Consider the following 21,128-nt stretch of genomic DNA (forward strand, 5'->3'; position numbering starts at 1 on the left):
TTCACCAAAAAAATTACCAAAGGTAACACTATGCCAAATTTTTTATATTATCTAAACCATAGCCCGATTAACGCACATTTTAGTAAAAACTCGGCTGATTTTATCGTGCGAGAAGTTCCGCTTTATGAATTTAGCGGTAGTGGCGAGTGGTGCGTGATTTTGGTGCAAAAAAAAGATCTTACAACTAGCCAAGCCTTGCAAATTTTTAGCGAACATTTGGGCGTGAAAATGCGTGAATTTGGCTATGCTGGGCTAAAAGATAAAGAAGGCTTGACGATACAATATATCTGTTTTCCTGCGAAATTTGAAGCGAATTTAGCGAATTTTAGCCACGAAAAGATTAAAATTTTAAGTCAAACTCGCCACGAAAACAAGCTTAGAATCGGGCATTTAAAGGGAAATAACTTTTTTATCCGTTTAAAAAAGGTTTTGCCGGTTGAAGCGCAAAAAATTAAAAATGCCTTTGAAAATATCGCAAATCAGGGCTTTGCAAACTATTTTGGTTATCAAAGATTTGGCAAATTTGGAGATAATTTTGAGTTAGGTTTGGCGATACTGCGCGGCGAAAAGTCTATGAAAAACCCTAAAATGCGAGATTTTTTAATCAGTGCGTATCAAAGCAAACTTTTTAACCTTTGGCTTGAAAAACGAGTTGAGATTTCAAAATTTGCTAAGGAATTTAGCCTGAGCGAACTAGCAAAAATTTATGGTTTTGATAAAGATAGTGCTAAGCAAATCGCTTCGCAACCGCAGTTTTATAAGCTTTTAAAGGGCGAAGTTTTGGGACATTTTCCGCACGGCAAATTTTTTCTTTGCGAAGATTTGGACGCAGAAGTGCAGCGTTTTTTACGCCGTGATATAACTAGTGCAGGGCTTTTAGTGGGAAAAAGCGGTATCGCTTCAAGCGAAATCGCCAAAAAATTTGAAGATGAAATTTTTGGCGTTGCTAGTGAATTTACGCACAAAATGACGGGCGGACGGCGATTTGCGTGGAGTTTTATCGAAAATGCAAAATTTTCTTACGATGAAAACAAGGCGCAGGTTTGTTTGGAATTTTATCTGCCAAAAGGCTCTTACGCCACCGTTGTGCTGGAAGAGATTTTGCATTGCGACATTTTCGACAGACTTGGTGAGATTTGATATTTATCATTACATTTAATTTAGCGAGAAACATCTTGAATAAATTTGCAATAGTAAGTTTAAATTTGTAAATTTAAATAAATTCAGCATCAAACGATACTTACCGAATTTAAATTTGCTAAAATTTGTCATTGCGAGAGTTTCGTAGAAACTCGAAGCAATCGCCAAAATTTGAATTTACAAAACAACTCAATCTAAAAATTTGCATTAGCAAATTTTTTATAAAATCAAATTTAAATTTGCGAATTTACATAGCGATTTCGTAACCATTGGCGATTGCCACGACTTTGCTGTCGCAAAGTCTCGCAATGACAGTTGAGACAAATTTAAAATTAAATTTCTAATTTTAAAAAGCTAAATTTTAACCATTTTTTGATACAATTTCGGCTCAAAAAGGCATGGCAAACGGTCGCTTGAAAAAGAGGAAAGTCCGAGCTGCAATAAGACAGTGTCGCGTCTAACGGACGCCGAGGGTAACCTTAGGGAAAGTGTAACAGAAAGCAAACTGCCGAGACCAACGGAATTTAAGCATTTCAAATCTTTTGAAAGAAATTGGCTCGGTGATGGTGAAACGGCGAGGTAAGAGCTCACCGGTATCTTTGGCGACAAAGATAGCCTTATAAACCCGACACGCAGCAAGAAGGGGTGGTTTTGTCTTATATTTTACCCTTCGCTTGAACTTGGTTGCAAAATCAAGTCTAGATAAATGGCCGTTACAACAGAACTCGGCTTATCGCCATGCCTTTTGTGAGTTTTTGCTTAAATTTAAAAGAAATCTCATTTTTAAATCTAACTTTCAATAACTTTTTGCTAGACTATTTGGATTATTTTTATCGGAGATTTTATGGATAATTTTTTGGATAAAATTTGGGGGATAAATAGGCTTTATATCGATCAAAATTTGCTTTTTAAAACTGAGCCGAGTGTCGCTGCTATCGTGCTTGGTGCGAACTGCGAAAATTTTGAAAAGTTTAAGTCGTTAAATGCTTTTAAAGAGATTTTAAAATCACTTGGATTTGAAGTGGGAATTTACGGCGTTCAAGCCCTGCAAATCGGCATTATAAATGCTATAAGGAAGCTAAAAATTTCCAAATTTGAGATTTTGCTCGATATGGAGATTTTAAAAAATGAAAATATCATTTGTGAGAGCGAATTTGCAAGGATTAGCGAGTTTTTGTATGGTTTAAAAACTGATGATTTTGCGAATTTATCGGTAGAAAATTCGGAATTTGCTTTTTATAAAAAGATTGATTTGTTAAATGAAAGTGCCGATAAACTCTCGCAAATCGATGAAAATTTTAAAAGTAGATTGCAAAATGCAAAAATAAGGGCAAATTCTAGCAACTTTACCGTTTCGGTTACAGGCGTGATAAACGCAGGAAAATCAAGTATGCTAAATGCGCTTTTGGATTTTAATGTGCTTGGCACTTCAAATATACCTGAAACGGCGAATTTAACGCTACTTAAATACGGCGAAAAAGCATGGGCGAAGATCAAATTTTATGATGAAAACGAAATGCAAATTTTGGGATTTTCCGATAAATTTAAAGACGAAATCGCTAAATTTAAAGCCGAATTTGGCGATAAAAATATCGAAATTTCCGAACTTATAAACTACACTTCGGCGAAAAATGAGATTTCAAAATATATAAAAATGATAGAAATGAGCCTAAATTCGGACATTTTAAAAGATAACATTAGCATTGTCGATACCCCGGGTCTCGATGATACGGTGGTTTTGCGTGAAGAGCTAACAAAAAATTTTATGTATGAAAGCGATGCGATAATCCACCTTATGAACGCTTCGCAAAGCTCGACAAAAAAGGATATGAGCTTCATCGTCGATACGCTAAAAAACTCAAAAAACAACTCGCTGATGGTCGTTTTAACTCACGCTGATTTGCTTAGCGATAAGGATTTAACCGATGCGCTAAAATACACTCGCAAAAGCATACAAGAAGAGCTTAGCGAGTATGAATTTGATGAAAATTTGATTTCAAATGTTTCGTTTTTTTGTATCGATAGCCTTAGCAAAAGGGGCATTAGTGAGCTTAAAAACCACATTTATGAGAGCTTTTTTGGCGAAAATTCGATTAAAGCCGGTGCGATTTTGGATTCATTTAGCAAGGAAATTTTGATTGTGGCGGATTTGATGATTTCAAATTTGCAAGAACAAAGGGCGAATTTACTAAGCGGAAAAGAAGAAATCATCGCAAAATCGGAGCAAATTTCAAAAGAAATTTGTGCGTTAAAGGCGAATTTAGAGCAACTAAGCATTTCGTTAAACGATACGATTTCAAAGCTTGATTATAGTAAAAGTTTGGATTTTTCTTCGCTAAAATCGGCTCAAATAGTGATAAAAGATCGAATTTTGAGCGATTTAAGATATGCAAAAAACAAAAAAATAAAACCTGATTTTGATAGATTAAAAATCATAGCAACAAGTGGCTTAAATGATTGTATTACCGATATTTTTAGATCGTTTTCGCAACGAATCGCAAAAGATAGTGCGAATTTAAAAGCCATGCTTGGCGAGAGTTTTTACGGGATTTCTGATTTTAAATTTGATACCAAAAAATTTATGGAAGAAAACTTTAAAAAGCCCGATTTTAGTTTAATGAATTCAAATCTCATAAACACACTAAAATCAAATTCCGACTTTAACGCACTTTCAAACGAGCTAGACGGGCTTTTTGGCGAATTTATAAGTGGGCTAAATTTAAGCGATGAATTTGCTAAAATCGCAAAAGATTGCACTCAAAGTTTTTTAAACGAAGTAAAAGAAATTTTCAAAAACCAAGAAGATAGCTTAAAACAAAAAGAATTTGACCTTAAATCGGCGTTAGAAATTTCGGGCAAAGACGCACAAAACGCTCTTAGCCAAGCAGAAAATTTACAAATCAAATTAAACGAAGTTTTAAGTATAAAACAAAGGATTTTAGCATGATTTTAAAGAATTTCATCGCCGAATATAAAGAAAAATACAACCCTGTTTTCAAAGACGGATTTTGGGGCGAGTGCGAGAGAATTTGCGCGAAATTAAAAGATCCTAGCTTTCACCCGTCAAAAAAATTAATCGAAATTTTAAGCGGGATTAGTGCAATCGAACACGAAGCCGTTAAAATTGCCGCAATAGGGCAGTTTAGCAGTGGAAAATCGACATTTTTAAACACGCTTTTAGGTAGTGAAATTTTGCCAACAGGTGTGGTGCCGGTAACTGCAAAACCAACGCTTATAAAATACGCTCCAAATGAAATGCTAAGCGTAACGCACACAAACGGGCAGGACGAAGTGCTTGAAATATCGGCACTAGCGAATTTTGTCGATCAGCGAAAAGATTTAAAAGATATAAAAAATATTACGATTTTTTGCAAAAATGAGATTTTAAAAAATATCTCATTTATCGATACTCCGGGGCTGAATTCTCGCTCAAATGCCGATACAAACGAAACTTTGGCGATATTTGATGAAGTTTTTGGCGTTTTGTGGATAAGTTTGATCGATAATGCTGCAAGAGCTAGTGAGATTAGCGAAATATCGCTGCTGCCTGAGTTTTTAAAAGATACTTCAATCGCGGTTTTGAGCCAAAAAGATAGGCTAAATGACGAAGAGATAAAAAGAGTAAGCGAGTATGCCAAAAATACAATCGGAAATCATTTTAGCGCTATCGTGCCGATTTCGTCGCACCAAGAGCGAAAAAATGAGCCACATAGCGGTTTTAGCGAAGTTAAGGGCTTTTTAAATTCGCTTGAAAATAGACGGAAAAATTTTGCTATAAATAAGCTAAATTTGATTTTAGATTCGCTTAAATTTGAGCGAAAATATTTGATTGAAATTTATGAAATTTTAGAAAATATTATCAAAACAAATGATGAAAAAATGCAGAATTTAATCACGCAAAAATCGCAAATTTACGCAGAAGAATTTGCAAAATTTTATGCCGAGATTAAAGAAATGTCGAATTTCATAAGCAAGATTATGGTTGAAAATGTTAGCTCGAAACAAGCCTCATATTTTCGCAAGAAAAAGGGCTTAATCTCAAAAGAAAATTTTGAAAAAATCGATTACGAAAGCCCGTATTTTAACAAAGACGGCGCACTTTCAAATCTCATTTACAACGACGATCGCCTAGCAAATTCGTTTAGAAAATTTAAAAATCGTTTGGCTAAATTTGGGGAGCAAATTTTGAGCGAATTTGATGAAATTTACGCTAGTTTTGAAAACGAAATTTTGCTATTTAAGGGTAAATTTGAAAGCCTAGAACGCCAAAATGAGATTTTTTCTATGGAAGAGATTTCATCTTTAAATAAAATCGCAGGCGAAGTTTATGAGCTGTTTTTGAAAGATTATGAAAGGGCATTTTTCGAATTTAAGGGAAAAGTAGAGCTATTTTTTGAAAAAATTATGATTAAAATCGCCACAAACTACACAAACGCCGTGGTTTTAACGGCAGATTTTATCGATAATAAAATCGCAAAATCGATTTCGGATTACGAAGATGATAGCGCTACTTTTTCGCTATATTATCCTAAATTTGAAGATTTTGAAAAGGTTTTGCTAAATAATTTGCACTATTATGAGTTTGAAAATGATTTTTTAGGCAACGGCGCGTTTATAAATAGAGCTTGCAAAAGCCTAGTTTTGGCTAATCAAACCACGACGGATAAAAATTTAAACTACATTTCCCAGCTAAAAAATCGTCAAATTTCTGCCTTTGATAGGCTGGAAAATATAAATTTGGATTTGATTTAGTTTAAATTTTGCACGAAAAATGAAATCAAAAGCAAATTCGTGCTAAATTTATCAAAAAATTTAAAGGAAAATGGTGTTTTTAAACTCTTTTGAAATTCATAGCGCAAAAGCAACACTTGGTTTGATAATCGCAAATATCGCAGTTTTTTTAATAGTTTTGCTTTGTGAAATTATTAAATTTAAATACGATTTATATATGATTTTTGGGCTAAATTTTCTCTTTTTTCAGGGATTTTTTTGGCAACTTTTAACGACTATGTTTATGCACGGCGGAATTTTTCATATCGCTATGAATATGGCGGTATTGTGGCAGTTTGGAAGCATTTTAGAAAGAGTTTTTGGGACGAAAAAATTCTTGTTTATGTATTTTATAACGGGGATTTTAACTTCGCTTTTGTGCCTAATTTTTATCTATATAAGCGCAAAAAACGGAAATATCGTAAATATGGTTGGCGCAAGTGGCGTAATCTGTGCGCTTCTTGGCGTTTTAGCGTATTTTGACAAACGCAACGCAAAAGGCATTTTTGTTGCGATTTTGCTTATGAGTTTTGCGCCACTGCTTGTAGGTTTAAAAGTAGCGTGGTATGCCCATATACTTGGCTTTTTGGTTGGATACGGCTATGGTTTTTTAAATAAGAGATATGGAATTTTTTAAAAGTATAGAAGAAATTTTAGAAGCCGGTAGCGTTGCAGAAAAAAAGGAAAAATTTGCAAAATTTTACGCAAAATTTTGCGTAAATGAAGTGGAATTTGAGCAAAAATTTAGCCCAAAACCACTTACCGAGCCGTTTTATGCAAAATTCTTAAAAATCGAGCAGGTAAAAGATATAAAGATAAAAAATAAAAATCTCAAAAAACAAAGTATGGATAAAAATGCTCTGTTTTTGCACTCTGTGGCACATATCGAATTCTCGGCAATCGACCTTGCGCTTGATGCGTGTTATCGCTTTGTAGGGCTACCGCGCGAATTTTATGCAGACTGGCTTGAAGTAGCAAGTGATGAAATTCGCCATTTTGATATGATAAATGCTGAGCTAGAAAAAACAGGCTTTAAATACGGCGATTTTAGCGTTCATGACGGACTTTTTGAAGCGTTAAAAAAGACGCAAAATTCGCTTTTGGAGCGTATGGCAGTAGTGCCTCGCCACCTTGAAGCAGGTGGGCTAGATGCGAATTTTTACCTGCTTTCAAAAATCGATGAAATGCCCGATAAAAAGCCTTTAAAACCACTTTTAGAAATAATTTTAAATGAAGAAATTTCGCACGCTAGTAAGGGCGATAAATGGTTTAAATTTGAGTGCGACCGACTTGGAATTTCGTATGATATTTTCTTTGAAATCGTGCAAAAACACTACCCAAAAGCTTACAAAACCACTCGCATGATAAATGAAAAAGCTAGACTAAAAGCCGGTTACTCGCCAAAAGAGATAGAAAAAATCAAAGAGTTGCAAGGGCAAATTTAAAGGACAAAAATGAAAGAAATTTACTTTATAAGACACGCAAAAACCGAAAAAATCGCAACTGCTGAGAATTTGCAAATTTTTTGTGATGAATTTGGAGATGAATTTTTAAGTGGTCGTGGTTACGACAAGGCAAACTTTGGTAGCGATTTTGTGCGAAATTTAAACGAAATAGGGCGCGAACAGGCAAAAATTTTAGCCCAAAAATTCGCTAGAAACGGCATTTTGCCTAGCGTTATCATCACAAGCAGTGCAAATAGGGCAGTTCAAACAGCCCAAATAATCGCAAACGAGTTAAAATTTAATGGCGAATTTATCACAAATGACGAGCTTTACGAAGCAGGTCAGGGCGAAATGCTAAATTTTATAAAGCAACTTAATGATAAATTTGAGCGAATTTTTATCGTCGCTCATAACCCAACCATAGCTCTTGCGGCTGATTTTTTATGCTTTGATTTTGAGATAGAGAGTTTTCCGCCAAGCTCGTGTTTGGGTGTAAAATTCCAAACTCAAAATTTCAGCCAAATCTCGCGAAATAGCGGTAAAATGGTATTTTATCATAATCCAAAAATAAATTTATAAAGGAATTTCAATGAAGAAACTATTTTTAACGGCGTTTTTAGGCATTATTGTTTTTAGCGGGTTAGGCAAAATAAATGCCCAAAATGTTTGCGAACTAGATTTTGTCAAACAAGAGCTACAAGCAAAATTCTCAAATGAAATGCTAACGCTCAAAAGTGCAAAATGCGAAAACGACACACTTATCTATGATTTCGCCTATTCAGCTAAGTATTCTGCCGCAATCGAAACAGCAAATGCAGAGCAAAAGGCTCAAAATGCGACAACCGTGAAAAATATGCTTAAATCAATGTATTGCGGTATGCCTGAATTTGAGCCTTATCGCACAAACAATATTGCTATACACTATAACTATTCGACAAAAAACTTTGCTAAATTCATAGAAGTTGAAATTTCAAATAAAGATTGTGAAAACTGATCTTTTTGAATTTTTTGCATTGTCAAATACTATGTCGAATTTGGAAAATTTTTAGGCTCTTAACTTGGAATTTACAAATTTGGCAATCTTTCAAAAAATCGTTTTTCGATAGCAAAGAATACGACCGCAAGTCGCAAAACGCCAAATTTCGTAATATTTTGTATTGAAAACTGCAATTTTCAAACTTTTTTATATTTTTCTTTTCGGCTACTTTCGCACAACGGAATTTACAAATTCATTAAAAAATTTAGTTTGTATCAGAAAAAAATAGTTAAATTGTTTTAAATATATTTCATCGTTCTTGCGATAATCCAAAACACAATAAAAATAATCACCGTTTTCGTTTAAATTCATAGCGCACCTACTCAATCACAAGTTGCATTAGGTAGAGATCTTCGCCGTCGGTTACTCGCAAATTTCTGCTCTCGCATTTTGGACAGATGAAGTTGTTTTGCTCCAAAACGCCGTTGTATCCGCACTTTTCGCACTCTATTACGACATCTTGGATATGGATTTTTAGCTCGGCATTTTCGCAGACCGTGCCCTGCCTAAACACATCGTAGCAACTCTGCAAATAATGCGCTTCCACGCCACTTAGCCTGCCTACTTTGACTACGATTTCTTTGATTTCTCCGCCACCGTTTTCGTTTAAATTTTTCTCGCAAAGCTCCACTAAGCTCTGCACTATCGACATTTCGTGCATATTTTTCCTTTTAAAATTTTTATCTTTTTAACAATGGTATTTTTTTATAAATGTAATAGTCAAATCCATTGTTAAGTCCCTTTTTTTCGGAATTTATAAGTAGAATTTTCTCATTATTTGAAATTTTGTAAAGGGTTTGTAAAAAACTATTTAGCTCATCTTCTTTCCATATTGGCACCAGAAGCCAAATTGATTGAATAAATTTTTCTTTCGTATAAAAATTTAAATCAGTTGTTTTTAAATCCCTGCTTCTGGAACCTGTATTTATAAGTATATCTTCAAGCAAAAAACTTTCGCCATTAAAGGCAATTAGCCTTTGATTTGTAATATAAAATCCTTGATATTTTATATTTTTTATTTCTCTTGATACCCAATAATAAAAATTAAAACAACCTATACATAACACAATCAAGGCTGATAAAATCGAAAATAAATCAGTGTGTGTAATTAAAGTTGCCCCTATGTATAATATCGTAAAAAAAGCTATGCCGACCCATGCAAATATATGCAAATAGGCATCGGATTTTAAATTGCACTTATATTTCATTAAAACAATTTCCTGCTCATTAGGTTTTATATGAAATTTTTCAAACAATTCTTGTTCTAAAAGCATAATTTACTCGTCTAGTTGCAAACCTTAGCAAATTCTAGGCAAAAGCTCACCCTTTGGAAGCTCCAAAAACCGCCCTGAGCCATACGCATTTTGGATTATCACCCTATTTTGCGATTTTGCCGTGCCTGTTACTTCGCCGATGATTTGCGCATTTTTATCAAATTTACGCAAAATTTCTAATGCTTTTTCTTCATCGCCGTTAGCAACGACTGCGACAAAAGTGCCTTCGTTTGCCAGTTCATAAGGCTCAAAACCTAGCAACTCGCACACGCCCACGACTTCATCGCAAACTGCGATTTTTTCTTCTAAAACTAAAATTTCATTGCCCGAAATCTCGGCAAATTCGTTTAGCACAGCGCTCAAACCCCCGCGCGTGGCATCTCTCATGGCTCTTATTTTCACGCCACTTGCTAGTAGCTCCCCTACTACGCCATTTAGCGGTTTGCAGTCGCTTTTAAGCTCACTTTCAAGCGAAAGCTCATCTCTGGCTGCCAAAATCACAGCCCCGTGTCTGCCCACATCTCCGCTAAGCAGGATTTTATCGCCGATTTTGATATTTTTTGCTTTGATATTTGGTGCTAGAATTTGCCCTATTCCGCTAGTGTTTATGAAAATCTTGTCGCATTTACCGTGCGGAACGACCTTGGTGTCGCCACAGACGATTTTTACGCCACACTGCTTTGCTGTTTCGGCAATGGAAGCTAAAATTCGCTCAAATTCGGCAAATTCCAGCCCTTCTTCGATGATGAAACCCACACTGATAAAAAGCGGTTTAGCTCCGACCATACAAAGGTCGTTTATCGTGCCACAAACTGCGATTTTACCGATGTCGCCACCGCTAAAAAATATCGGCGTAACGACATACGAATCAGTCGTAAAAGCTAACTCGCCACCGAAATTTGGCAAAATCGCGCTGTCGTTGCACTCACGCAAAATTTCATTATCAAATGCCCTAAAAATCATATCATTGATGAGTTTATTCATCTCTTCGCCACCACCACCATGGCTTAAAAGTATCGTTTTTTTCAAAATTTATCCTTATTTTGTAAAATTTTACGCAAAATTTTATGAATTTCGTGCATATTTGAAATACGCAGCACATGCGCCCTCGCTACTTACCATGCACGAGCCTATCGGGTTTTGCGGGGTGCAGACCTTGCCAAAAACCTTGCAATCATAAGGTTTTGCCTTGCCACGCAGTATCTCTCCACAGATACAGGCTTTGCTCTCGCCCTTACTTTGGATATTTTCCAAAATTTCAGCAAATTTAACTCTTGCATCAAATTTAGCAAATTCGGTTTTTAGCTTCATACCACTTTTTGGGATTTCGCCAAGCCCACGCCACGAAAAATCACAAATTTCAAAATATTTATCTATCAAATTTAACGCAGTTTTGTTGCCACCTGCCTTAACCACGCGGTCGTATTCGTTATAAACTTCATGTGTGCCATTTTCAAACTGAGTTACCAAATTTAGCACACCTGCCATAATATCAAGCGGCTCAAATCCGCTCACGGCGATTGGTTTTTTGTATTTGACGGCGATATTTTCGTAAATTTTGCTTCCTGTGATGACGCTGACATGGCTAGGTCCTAAAAATGCGTCGATTTTGGCATCTTTGTCTTGCAAAATGGCTTCTACTGGGGCTGGAACGGTTACATGATTTATATGAAAAAATAGATTTTTTAGCCCCAAATTTATCGCTTTATCCACCAAAACCGCACTCATCGGCGTGGTCGTCTCAAAGCCAATCGCAAAGAAAATGACATTTTTATCTGGGTTTTCTAGGGCGATTTTTATGGCATCGAGTGGGCTATAAAGTGCGCGTATGTCGGCTCCGTTCGCGCGCAGTTTTTGCAAGCTCGTGGTGCTTCCGGGGACTCTTAGCATATCAGCCAAAGTGCAAAAAATCACGCCGTCAAGACTAGCTAACGCAATCGCTTCATCTATGCGAGCTCGTGGCATTACACACACAGGACAGCCGGGGCCATGCACGAAATTTATATTTTCGCCTACCAAATTTGGCAGACCAAATTTCATAATGCTGTGCGTATGACCGCCGCAAATTTCCATTATATTTATGGGCTTTTTGCTTTTTTGCTTTATCGCTTCTGATAGCCCTAAAATCAGCTTTTTATCTCTAAAATCTTTAATTAAATCCATTTTATAAACTCTTTATTGCCAAAAATTTTATATTCAAATATTTTTGTAATATTTTATTTTAAAATTTCAGCTAATTTAGGATTTTTCTTTTTTATAAATTCATATACACTAAGTTCTTTATATGAACTTGAATATGGGTCGCTAATTTTAATGTTTTTAAAATTTTTGTTATGCTGCGAAATTGCTTTTAAGCATTTTTCAGAATTATGCTTTATTGCCTCAGCGACCAACATTGAAGTCCAATAGCTATCTTCTAAAATGCTCGTATCATTAACACTTTCAACACAAGCAGGCGCTTCATCTTTTTTAACAATATCAATGATGCTAGAATAATCAATTTCTGCTTCCAATCTAGGGTCTAGCTGAACTTCTATTTCTGTCGCATTTCCCAAACTAGACGCAACTGCAACTGATAGTAAAATCTTTGAAATTTTCATTTCTAACTCCTTAAAATTTAAATTAATTTTATTTTAAAATTTTCGCTTTTGCCGAAATTTCGTAAATTTTAAATTCATAAATTTTAGTGTGATTTAACGCACCCAAAGCCGCCGTCTTAAAAGCGCTCATAAATTTCGCACAATATTTTTCACTCAAAATTCGCAAAGCTTCCAACTTTGCCTTTTCGCCCACAATTTCATACGCTTTTGTTTTTACAACCGCACTTTTGTATTCGGTCGTAAAAACCTTATTTCCAAGCTCTTTTGGGTTATTTTTTATCGCTTCAAATTCGGCGTCATTTAAATTTGGCACAGCATTAAAACTAACGCAAACCACGCTCACATCGCGTCCGCCAGTGAAAAGCTCGGCTTTGCTACCGTGCGACGCACCGTGAATAAAAATACTCTCGCCACTACGCACGATTGAAAGCGGGATTGAAAAAATATCGCCGTCATCTTTTACGCACGAAAATACACCAAATTCGCTATTATCGATTATTTCATAAGCTTCATTTTGCGAAAGTTCTCTATCTTTTCTACGCATTATTTTTCCTTAAATATTTTTTAATCCTATACTTCCAATGACCCCACTTTTTTCTTAAAAACCACTCAAAATCGGCTATTACTTTTTTGATTTTATTTATCGGTTTGCTTTGAAATTTCACAAGCTCTTTGTAAAGCTGATCTAAAAGTTCAGCCATAATGCCATCTTCACACAAACTATATGTTAAATTTCCATGATACCGCTCAGTATAAAGCACCTTGCCAAAAACCGCCAAAGCTTCCGTTAAATCGTATTTTTGTATGTTTTCAGTGTTAAAAACATCGTCATTGTATTTTTCGCTAACGCCATGGTAAATCGCCGCACCATAAGGTGCTAACATATGCCAGTGCATAAAGCCTACGACTTCTGCAAAGTTGCCGTAGCAGTGCGTTTCATCGCCTATGGCTTCGCTTTCGGATACGCAAAGCTTAAAATCACGCCTTAAATCGCCAATCGTGGCTTTTAAAAGTTTCGTGTCAAATTCCATTAAACTTGAAAGTGGGCTATACATTTAAATTTGGCCTTTGAAATTTGCAAGTCCCATATCGCCTTCATTTTCGTCAATTTCGCCGTTATTCATTTGCTCGGCGATTTGCTCGTAAATTTTCAGGCTCTCTAACGCAATTTGCGTGTCGATTTTTTCCATTGCGAAGCCAACATGAATAAGCACATATTCGCCCACACTAACAGGCTCAGAAATCAAATCCAAACTCACACCACGCTTTACACCTAGCGTTTCGACGGTCGCGAAATTATTTTCATCGATTGAGATTACTTTTGACGGGATTGAAAGGCACATTATCTGAATTCCTTTTTAAATTCCAAAAATTTTAGCCATTTTTCTAGACCAGCACCTGTTTTACTATCAAGTGCGATAACAGCGGCTTTTGGATTTAGTTTTTTAACTTCTTTTTCGACTTCGCTAACGCTAAAATCAAAATGCTCTATTAGCGAGTGTTTAGTTACCACGACAAGGTCTGCTGTGCGAAACATTACAGGGTATTTTGCTACTTTATCGCTTCCTTCGGTTACGCTTAGAAGCACGACATTTGCGTGTGCGCCGACATCGTAGCTTGCAGGACAGACGAGATTTCCGACATTTTCGATAAAAATCAAATCAAGCCCGTTGGTATCAAGGTGATGAAGACCTTCATGCACCATAAAAGCGTCTAAATGACAGGCTTGTCCTGTGGTGATTTGGTGCGCTTTTGCACCAGCTTTAATGACGCGATCGGCGTCGCGGTTGGTTTCTAAATCGCCCTCGATTACGCCGATATTAAATTTACCGCTTTTTATAGTAGCTTCTAGTAGCGTTGTTTTGCCACTTCCAGGGCTACTCATTAAATTAATGCACAAAATTCCGTCTTTGTCGAAATGCTCTCTGATATGCGCTGCTTCGGCATCGTTTGCTGAGAGAATTTTTGTTATAACATCTATCGTTTTTTGTTCGTTTAATGTCGGGTGGGCGTGTTCGCCGTGCGAATGACCGTCGTGGCTGTGGTCGTGCGAATGACCGTGAGAGTGGGTGTGAGCATGGTTATGCTCGTGAGTGTGCGTAGTGCCGTCGCTGTGCGTGTGGCTGTGAGTGTGTCCTGTAAGAGAACAACCGCAATCTTTACACATTTTATGTCCTTTTTTTTAAGTTGAAATCAGCCTAGCTTTTGCAAGAGTTTCGCTGTTCGCTACGCCCGATAGACATAAGTCTTATCTCGCTACTCACAGCTCGCAACTTGCAAAATCGTCGGCATAAGCCGTTAAATTTTGCAAATTCACAAAATCGTCGGCATAAGCCGTTAAATTTGCAAATTTGTAAATTATCGGCATAAATCATTAAATTCGCCGAATTTATCAAGCCTTTGTTATGGCAACTTTTGTTAATTTTGCGAATTTAACACCCTTTAAACCTGCTATTTTAGCGCTAAATTTTTCTATTTCATCAGCAGTGCCACGCAAATTTAGCACTTCTAAGCAATTATCGTGATCGACATGCAGATGATTTGTGCAGATGATTTCCACTTTTGCGTGGTGTTCAAGTTCTAACATTTGCGAAACCAAATCACCTTGATGATGCGAATACGCAATGCAAAGCACTCCAAGCATTTTTTCTTTGCTTTTTTTATCCCACTCATCTTGCACCATTTTTTCGCGGATTAAATCACGCACATATTCGCTTCTTGATGAATATTCAAGGTTTTCAACGCGCTTGTCAAATTCGACAAAAAGTTCGCTAGGAAGCGACACGCTAAAACGAACAACTTTTTCTTTTTCGCTCATATTTTATCCTTTTAAACTTGATATTTTATTCAAATTTAGTTGAAAATTTGCCTAAATTAAAGCATTATAATTTTTTGTTAGATGAAATTAAGAAATATTGTAAGAATTTAAGGTCGTATCGCTGGGCGATACGACAAAGTTTATCTTTTTATATAGTCATTTTGGTTATATTCTTTTGCGTCGTTAAAATCTTTCAAAAGCTTTACGACCGTTCCGCTAAGCAACAAAATAGCAATCAAGTTCGGAATAACCATAAGTCCGTTAAAAAGATCGGCTAATTCCCAAACAAGGTCGATTTTAAGAAGCGAACCCGTAAAGACAAAGGCGATAACTAAAATTTGCAAAAATATAATGCTTTTTGGTCCAAACAGGTAGCGAACATTGATTTCAGCGAAATAATACCAGCTCATAATCGTTGTAAATGCAAAAAACAAAAGACAAATCGCTACAAAGCTATAACCAATGCTTTTTCCCAAAAGATGCGAAGAAAAGGCCTCTTGCACAAGTGCAATTCCACTAAAAACTGCCGTTCCGTCAGCATTAAAGCTTACCACTCCGGAAGTTAAAATCACAAAAACGGTAATGTTTAAAACTATAAAAGTATCGATAAAAACGCTTATAACGCCTAGCATTGCTTGATCTACTGGATGTTTTACCTGTGCAACTGCGTGAGCGTGTGGGGTCGAGCCCATACCTGCTTCATTACTAAAAAGTCCCCTAGCTACGCCGTATCGCATAGCAGCAGCTATACTAGCTCCCGTTACACCGCCCCACGCAGCAGAGGGATCAAAAGCTGCTTTAATGATAAGTGCAAATGCGTTTGGAAGCTCAGAAATATTTGCTCCTATTATACAAAGCCCAACAATAATGTATAAAATCGCCATTAACGGCACTACTTTTTCAGCAACTCTTGCGATAGTCTTAACACCGCCTATAAAAATCACGCCACAAACTATGGCTAAAAGTGCGCCAAAAAAGCGTTTATCTATATCAAAAGCCTTGCTAAATCCATCGCTTATGGCGTTTGCTTGAACCATATTTCCCATACAACCAAGTGCCAAAATAATGGCTACGGCAAAAAATATAGCCAAAATTTTGCCAAATTTACCGCCGATTCCTTGCGAAATATAAAACGCAGGACCGCCTATTAGATGACCGCTTTTATCCCTTTGGCGATAAACTTGTGCTAAGCAAATTTCGGCGAAATTTGTCGCCATACCAAAAAATGCAGCTAACCACATCCAAAAAATAGCTCCTGGACCACCCATAATGAGTGCTGTTGAAGCTCCCACTAAATTTCCCGTGCCGACTTGTGCTGCAATCGCGGTGGTGATTGCCTGAAATGAGCTCATACCGTGTTTTCCTGCTTTTTCGCCGTGCAACGAAAAATCTCCAAAAAGTCTTTTTGAAGCTTGTTTAAATTTAAAAATTTGAACAAATTTAAGTCTGATTGTAAAGTAAATTCCGGTACCACAAAGCAGAGTAATCAAAAAATATGGTCCCCAAATAAACGAATTTAGATCGGTTACAAATTTGGTTAAATTTTCCATTAAAATGCCTTTTTTATGCCTTAATTTTATTTTAAAAAACTTGTTATTTTACTTATTTAAGGCTTAATATAACTTAAAATTTGATAAATTTAAGTTATATTTTATTTGGAAATTTTAATTCACTTTCCCAAATCCTGCGAAGCGATTTGAAGTAAGGCAACTTTTATCATTTCTTTTACAAACAACTATATAGCTATTTTCGATTTTTTTGCCGTTTAAATGGATATTTTTCTTATTTAAATTCATATAATCACTTTTATTTTTTCCGCGCGTATTATGCACAAAGCGAATTCGTCCGTCAGGGTAAATTTCACGAATAACGCCGATATGGCTAATCTCACCATTTATTTTATGTTTATTTGTGCGAAGCGTATTTTGAAAAAACACCAAATCACCGATTTGTGGTTTTTCAAGGCTTAGGCGTTTTTTGTTTCTATAATAATTAAAAATCGCCTGAGTTTTGCGTTTATTTGTGTAAAATTTATTTAGTTCGTTATTATCAAAAAAAACCGACCTATGCTCATTATTTAGCACAGTTATAAAACCACTACAATCCCCGCCCTTTTTCGTGCCGATATATTTATCAATACTTGCTAGCAAACCGGCATGTTTTTTTGCCCTTTGTTCTGGGCTTTGAGCCAAAAGAAGAGCTTCGAATTCTTTATCTAACTCAAAAAATTCAGCTTCACTTATATCATTATACGGGCTTTTAAAAAGCGAACAACCGATAAAAAGTGTCGCAAAAAGAAATAAATTTACAAATTTAAACATATCAAATTCCTAAATTTTAGTTTTCACGAAAGCGATTTTAACATAAAAAAATAATGAAATGGTTAATTTATAAGCTAAATTTTGTATAATTATAGGATTTTTTATTTTGGAGAGATTATGTATTACTTACAAATTCAAGGCGGAAGCAAACTTAGCGGCGAAGTGAAAATCAGCGGTGCAAAAAACGCTGCATTGCCACTTATCGCACTAACTATATTATCTAAAAATGAAGTAAATATTAAAAATTTGCCCGATGTTTCTGATATAAAAACACTTATTTTATTACTTTCAAATTTGGGTTCAAAATTTGAATTTATTACGCCAAATCACGCTAAAATCGATACAAAATCTATAAATTCGACAAAAGCAACTTATGACATAGTTCGCAAAATGAGAGCTTCGATTTTAACTCTTGGACCACTTCTTGCTAGATTTGAGCATTGTGAAGTAAGTTTGCCGGGGGGTTGCGCGATTGGGGCTAGACCTATTGATTTGCATTTAAGTGCATTAGAAAAAATGGGTGCAAAAATCGATATTAAAGAAGGCTATGTCGTTTGTGATGCAAAAGGCGGTTTAAAGGGCGCAAATATATCTTTTGATAAAGTAACCGTTACAGGAACGGAAAATATCATCATGGCAGCAGCCCTAGCGCACGGAGAAACAAAGCTAATAAATGCCGCAAAAGAACCAGAAGTGGTCGCACTTTGCGAAGCTTTGGTAGAAGCAGGAGTAAAGATTAGCGGTGTCGGAACCGATGAAATAACAATACAAGGAAGCGGCGGAGAGCTACTTGATATAAAAGAAATCAGCGTAATCCCCGATCGCATAGAAGCTGGAACCTACCTTTGCGCTGGTGCCATTACAAAATCAAAAATCACCGTAACTAGCGTAAATCCAAATCATTTGGGCGCAGTTTTGGCTAAATTTGAAGATATGGGCTTTAAATTTGATATAAATGACGATAAAATCACTATTTTGCCGCCTGAAATAATAAAACCTGTTAAAATCACAACTGCTGAATATCCGGGCTTTCCGACCGACATGCAAGCGCAATTTATGGCACTAGCGTGTGTGGCTAACGGCACAAGTGTCATCGACGAAAGGCTTTTTGAAAATCGCTTTATGCATGTCAGCGAACTTTCACGCATGGGAGCTGATATTAAACTAAACGGGCATATTGCCACCATTAACGGCAAAGCTTTAAATTCAGCCGATGTTATGGCGACTGACCTGCGTGCTAGTTCTGCGCTTGTTTTGGCTGCCCTTGTAGCAAACGGCACGACAAAGGTGCATAGAATTTATCATCTAGATCGTGGTTATGAAAAACTCGAAGAAAAATTTCGAAAACTTGGCGCAAAAATAGAAAGGCTTGAAGAGTGAAAAGCTTAGATGAAGCGATAAATTCGGTAATCTCGTACTTAAATTTAGACCTAAAAAGTGAATTTGTAAATTTAAATGTAGCTTTGGGACGAATTTTGGCTATGAGCTTTAAGGCATTACGAAATTCGCCCGTTTTTGATAACTCGGCACTCGACGGATATGCTTATAATGCCGAATTTAAAGGCGAATTTTTACAAATAGTAGAACCTACTATTTTTGCAGGTTGCAAAGAAATTTATAAAATAAAAGAAAACGAAGCGCAAAAAATAATGACGGGTGCGCCGTTTCCAAAAGGCGCAAACTGCGTAATTCGCCTTGAAGATGCCGAATTTGAAAACGGAAAATTAAAAATGCCAAAAGATCCAAAATTCGGCGACGGACACCGAAAAATGGGCGAAGAATTCGCTAACGGCGAAATTCTCATAAAAAAAGGCGAAATTTTAACTCCGCCAAAAATCATGCTTTTAGCTTCGCAGGGCGTAAGCAAAATAGAAGTTTTTACTAAACCCAAAATCGCCCTATTTTCAAGCGGAGATGAGCTTTTAAATTTAGACGAAAAGGCTGATAAATTTGGCATTTTTGATGCAAATTCTCATGGCGTATCTGCCCTGCTTTTATCTAACGGCTTTGAGTGCGAAAATTTAGGTATCATAAAAGATGATTATGGCGTGGTTTTAGATACTTTGAAAAAGATTTGCGAAAACTATGACATTATCATTACAAGCGGCGGTGCTAGTGTCGGAGAAGCCGATTTTATGGAAAAAGTAGCACAAAAACTTGGCTTTGAAAATATTTTAAACGGCATAAATTTAAAACCGGGCGGAAAGCCTATGAAATGCTTCAAAAACGGCGAAAAACTATTTTTTATTCTTCCTGGAAACCCTATGGCGGCTTATATTTTATCGCTTGTTTTTATGTTGCCGATTTTAAGGTATTTAAGCGGAAATTCGCACTTTAAAAATATCGAATTTAACGCCGTTTTGGAAGGAAATTTAAAATTTAGCCCAAAAAGAGCAAATTTGATTTTAGGCGAATTTAATGAAGGTAAATTTATCCCAAAATTTGATAAATTTAGCTCTTTTATGATCTCGCCGTTAGCAAATTCTAGCTTTGTTTTTTTAACTCCGCTTGGTAAAGAGTGCCTAAATAACGGCGATTTAATAAAAATTTTAAAGGCATATTGACAAATGAGAAAAATTTTAGTAAAATCACATTTCTTTTTTTGCGGGAATAGCTCAGTGGTAGAGCGCGACCTTGCCATGGTCGATGTCGCGAGTTCGACTCTCGTTTCCCGCTCCACTTCCTTTTTTAAAAGATCTCAAAAATGAAAATCTTAGTTTGCATTAGCGGTGCTAGTTTTGCTGGTTTGGGGCTTGATTTATTACAAAATTTATCAAATACAAATCACGAAATTTACGCAATCGTAAGCCAAAATGCAAAAATAGTTTTACAAAAAGAAGAAAATATCAAATTTAACCAAAACGAATTTAAAAATGTCATTTTTTTTGATAATGACGACATTAGCGCAAGTGTCGCATCAGGGTCATTTGGCATAGAAAAAACGATAATAGCGCCGTGCTCTGTAAATTCTCTTGCAAAAATCGCCAACGGAATTTGCGATACGCTTATCACAAGAGCCGCCGCAGTTGCACTAAAAGAGCAAAAAAAGCTGATTTTAGGTGTCAGAGAAATGCCTTTTAGCCCTATTTCGCTTCGCCAAATGAGCGAATTATCAAATTTAGGCGTAATAATCGCACCGCCTGTGGTCGCAAACTACGCAAACTGCGAGAATTTAGGTAATTTAAAAAATTTTATAATCGGAAAGTGGCTTGATTTATTAAATATTGAAAATGAAATTTATAAAAGGTGGAAATGATGAAATCGTGCATTTATCCGGGGACTTTTGATCCTATCACAAACGGACATGTTGATATTATAACACGGGCTTTGGGAATTTTTGATAAAGTCTATGTGGCAGTGGCAAAAAGCGAGAGCAAAAGTCCGCATTTTGACCTTGATTTGCGTGTAAAAATGGTAAAAATAGCACTTAAAGATATGCCAAATGTCGAAGTCATGGGTTTTGATAACCTGCTTGTTGATTTAGCAAAAAGCCTAAATACTAAATTTGCAATTCGCGGTCTTAGGGCGGTTAGCGACTTTGAATATGAACTTCAACTAGGCTATGCAAATAACTCGCTTTGGAGCGAATTTGAAAGCGTATATCTTATGCCAAGCCTTAAAAATGCTTTCATTTCAAGCTCAATTGTCCGCACTATTTTTAGACATGGCGGCGATGTTTCGCATTTGGTTCCCAACGAAATTTTGCCGTATTTAAAAGGATAAG

The 21,128-nt window shown here is 36.2% G+C and carries 23 protein-coding genes, 1 tRNA gene and 1 other RNA gene; 13 read left to right on the forward strand and 12 right to left on the reverse strand.

What is annotated here, in order from left to right; genetic code table 11:
• Positions 1–30 precede the first annotated feature (30 nt).
• From truD to PF026_RS03365, 8 genes are all read left to right on the forward strand, one after another.
• Positions 31–1,140: a tRNA pseudouridine(13) synthase TruD gene (gene truD / locus PF026_RS03330; RefSeq protein ID WP_270863750.1), complete on the forward strand. Its 1,110-nt coding sequence runs from the start codon at positions 31–33 to the stop codon at positions 1,138–1,140.
• 393 nt (positions 1,141–1,533) lie between these two features.
• An RNA gene (rnpB, locus tag PF026_RS03335) (RNase P RNA component class A) lies at positions 1,534–1,889 on the forward strand.
• 95 nt (positions 1,890–1,984) lie between these two features.
• On the forward strand, positions 1,985–4,087 hold the full coding sequence (locus PF026_RS03340) for a dynamin family protein (RefSeq protein WP_270863751.1): 2,103 nt from the start codon (positions 1,985–1,987) through the stop codon (positions 4,085–4,087).
• A complete protein-coding gene (locus tag PF026_RS03345) occupies positions 4,084–5,892 on the forward strand; it encodes a dynamin family protein (protein WP_270863752.1) in 1,809 nt (602 codons plus the stop codon). The genes PF026_RS03340 and PF026_RS03345 overlap by 4 nt, the downstream gene beginning before the upstream one ends.
• Before the next feature lie 196 nt (positions 5,893–6,088).
• On the forward strand, positions 6,089–6,547 hold the full coding sequence (locus PF026_RS03350) for a rhomboid family intramembrane serine protease (RefSeq protein ID WP_270864024.1): 459 nt from the start codon (positions 6,089–6,091) through the stop codon (positions 6,545–6,547).
• Positions 6,534–7,355, forward strand: a complete 822-nt coding sequence (locus PF026_RS03355; protein WP_270863753.1) for a ferritin-like domain-containing protein — start codon at positions 6,534–6,536, stop codon at positions 7,353–7,355. Before PF026_RS03350 ends, PF026_RS03355 begins: the two co-directional genes overlap by 14 nt.
• A 9-nt stretch (positions 7,356–7,364) precedes the next feature.
• Positions 7,365–7,934 (forward strand): SixA phosphatase family protein, encoded by a 570-nt coding sequence (locus tag PF026_RS03360; RefSeq protein ID WP_270863754.1) that lies wholly within the window; start codon positions 7,365–7,367, stop codon positions 7,932–7,934.
• Between the two features lie 10 nt (positions 7,935–7,944).
• Positions 7,945–8,349 carry a hypothetical protein gene (locus PF026_RS03365; RefSeq protein ID WP_270863755.1) on the forward strand — a complete coding sequence of 135 codons (405 nt, stop codon included), beginning with the start codon at positions 7,945–7,947 and terminating at the stop codon, positions 8,347–8,349.
• A gap of 361 nt (positions 8,350–8,710) precedes the next feature.
• Here the strand turns inward: PF026_RS03365 and hypA are convergent, their stop codons facing one another.
• The 12 genes from hypA to PF026_RS03425 form a co-directional block, all read right to left on the reverse strand.
• Positions 8,711–9,052 carry a hydrogenase maturation nickel metallochaperone HypA gene (gene hypA, locus PF026_RS03370; protein ID WP_270863756.1) on the reverse strand — a complete coding sequence of 114 codons (342 nt, stop codon included), beginning with the start codon at positions 9,050–9,052 and terminating at the stop codon, positions 8,711–8,713.
• A gap of 19 nt (positions 9,053–9,071) precedes the next feature.
• Entirely contained in the window at positions 9,072–9,665 is a 594-nt protein-coding gene (locus tag PF026_RS03375) for a hypothetical protein (protein WP_270863757.1), read from the reverse strand.
• A gap of 24 nt (positions 9,666–9,689) precedes the next feature.
• Positions 9,690–10,694 carry a hydrogenase expression/formation protein HypE gene (gene hypE, locus PF026_RS03380; RefSeq protein WP_270863758.1) on the reverse strand — a complete coding sequence of 335 codons (1,005 nt, stop codon included), beginning with the start codon at positions 10,692–10,694 and terminating at the stop codon, positions 9,690–9,692.
• A gap of 36 nt (positions 10,695–10,730) precedes the next feature.
• Complete coding sequence (hypD, locus tag PF026_RS03385; RefSeq protein ID WP_270863759.1) at positions 10,731–11,828, reverse strand: hydrogenase formation protein HypD; 1,098 nt, start codon at positions 11,826–11,828, stop codon at positions 10,731–10,733.
• Between the two features lie 53 nt (positions 11,829–11,881).
• Entirely contained in the window at positions 11,882–12,265 is a 384-nt protein-coding gene (locus tag PF026_RS03390) for a hypothetical protein (RefSeq protein WP_270863760.1), read from the reverse strand.
• A 28-nt stretch (positions 12,266–12,293) separates the two neighbouring features.
• Complete coding sequence (locus PF026_RS03395) at positions 12,294–12,809, reverse strand: pyridoxamine 5'-phosphate oxidase family protein (protein WP_270863761.1); 516 nt, start codon at positions 12,807–12,809, stop codon at positions 12,294–12,296.
• Positions 12,802–13,320: a hypothetical protein gene (locus PF026_RS03400; protein WP_270863762.1), complete on the reverse strand. Its 519-nt coding sequence runs from the start codon at positions 13,318–13,320 to the stop codon at positions 12,802–12,804. The genes PF026_RS03395 and PF026_RS03400 overlap by 8 nt, the downstream gene beginning before the upstream one ends.
• Positions 13,321–13,608: a HypC/HybG/HupF family hydrogenase formation chaperone gene (locus PF026_RS03405; RefSeq protein ID WP_270863763.1), complete on the reverse strand. Its 288-nt coding sequence runs from the start codon at positions 13,606–13,608 to the stop codon at positions 13,321–13,323.
• A complete protein-coding gene (gene hypB, locus PF026_RS03410; RefSeq protein WP_270863764.1) occupies positions 13,608–14,432 on the reverse strand; it encodes a hydrogenase nickel incorporation protein HypB in 825 nt (274 codons plus the stop codon). Before hypB ends, PF026_RS03405 begins: the two co-directional genes overlap by 1 nt.
• Positions 14,433–14,657: 225 nt before the next feature.
• Positions 14,658–15,083 (reverse strand): nickel-responsive transcriptional regulator NikR, encoded by a 426-nt coding sequence (gene nikR / locus PF026_RS03415; protein WP_270863765.1) that lies wholly within the window; start codon positions 15,081–15,083, stop codon positions 14,658–14,660.
• 140 nt (positions 15,084–15,223) lie between these two features.
• Positions 15,224–16,633, reverse strand: coding sequence for an alanine/glycine:cation symporter family protein (locus tag PF026_RS03420; protein ID WP_270863766.1), 1,410 nt, complete (start codon positions 16,631–16,633; stop codon positions 15,224–15,226).
• Positions 16,634–16,747: 114 nt separating this feature from the next.
• Positions 16,748–17,404: an NlpC/P60 family protein gene (locus PF026_RS03425; protein ID WP_270863767.1), complete on the reverse strand. Its 657-nt coding sequence runs from the start codon at positions 17,402–17,404 to the stop codon at positions 16,748–16,750.
• Positions 17,405–17,521: 117 nt separating this feature from the next.
• Here PF026_RS03425 and murA point away from each other — a divergent pair, with 117 nt between their 5' ends.
• The 5 genes from murA (at position 17,522) to coaD (ending at position 21,127) form a co-directional block, all read left to right on the forward strand.
• Positions 17,522–18,784 (forward strand): UDP-N-acetylglucosamine 1-carboxyvinyltransferase, encoded by a 1,263-nt coding sequence (gene murA, locus PF026_RS03430; protein WP_270863768.1) that lies wholly within the window; start codon positions 17,522–17,524, stop codon positions 18,782–18,784.
• Positions 18,781–19,968 (forward strand): molybdopterin molybdotransferase MoeA, encoded by a 1,188-nt coding sequence (locus PF026_RS03435; RefSeq protein WP_270863769.1) that lies wholly within the window; start codon positions 18,781–18,783, stop codon positions 19,966–19,968. Before murA ends, PF026_RS03435 begins: the two co-directional genes overlap by 4 nt.
• A 40-nt stretch (positions 19,969–20,008) precedes the next feature.
• Positions 20,009–20,083 (forward strand) — tRNA-Gly (locus PF026_RS03440).
• A gap of 25 nt (positions 20,084–20,108) precedes the next feature.
• On the forward strand, positions 20,109–20,660 hold the full coding sequence (locus tag PF026_RS03445; RefSeq protein WP_270863770.1) for a UbiX family flavin prenyltransferase: 552 nt from the start codon (positions 20,109–20,111) through the stop codon (positions 20,658–20,660).
• On the forward strand, positions 20,657–21,127 hold the full coding sequence (gene coaD / locus PF026_RS03450) for a pantetheine-phosphate adenylyltransferase (RefSeq protein ID WP_270863771.1): 471 nt from the start codon (positions 20,657–20,659) through the stop codon (positions 21,125–21,127). Before PF026_RS03445 ends, coaD begins: the two co-directional genes overlap by 4 nt.
• The last annotated feature ends 1 nt before the right edge of the window (position 21,128 follow it).

The organism is Campylobacter sp. CS_NA3 (assembly GCF_027797495.1).
GTDB lineage: Bacteria > Campylobacterota > Campylobacteria > Campylobacterales > Campylobacteraceae > Campylobacter_B.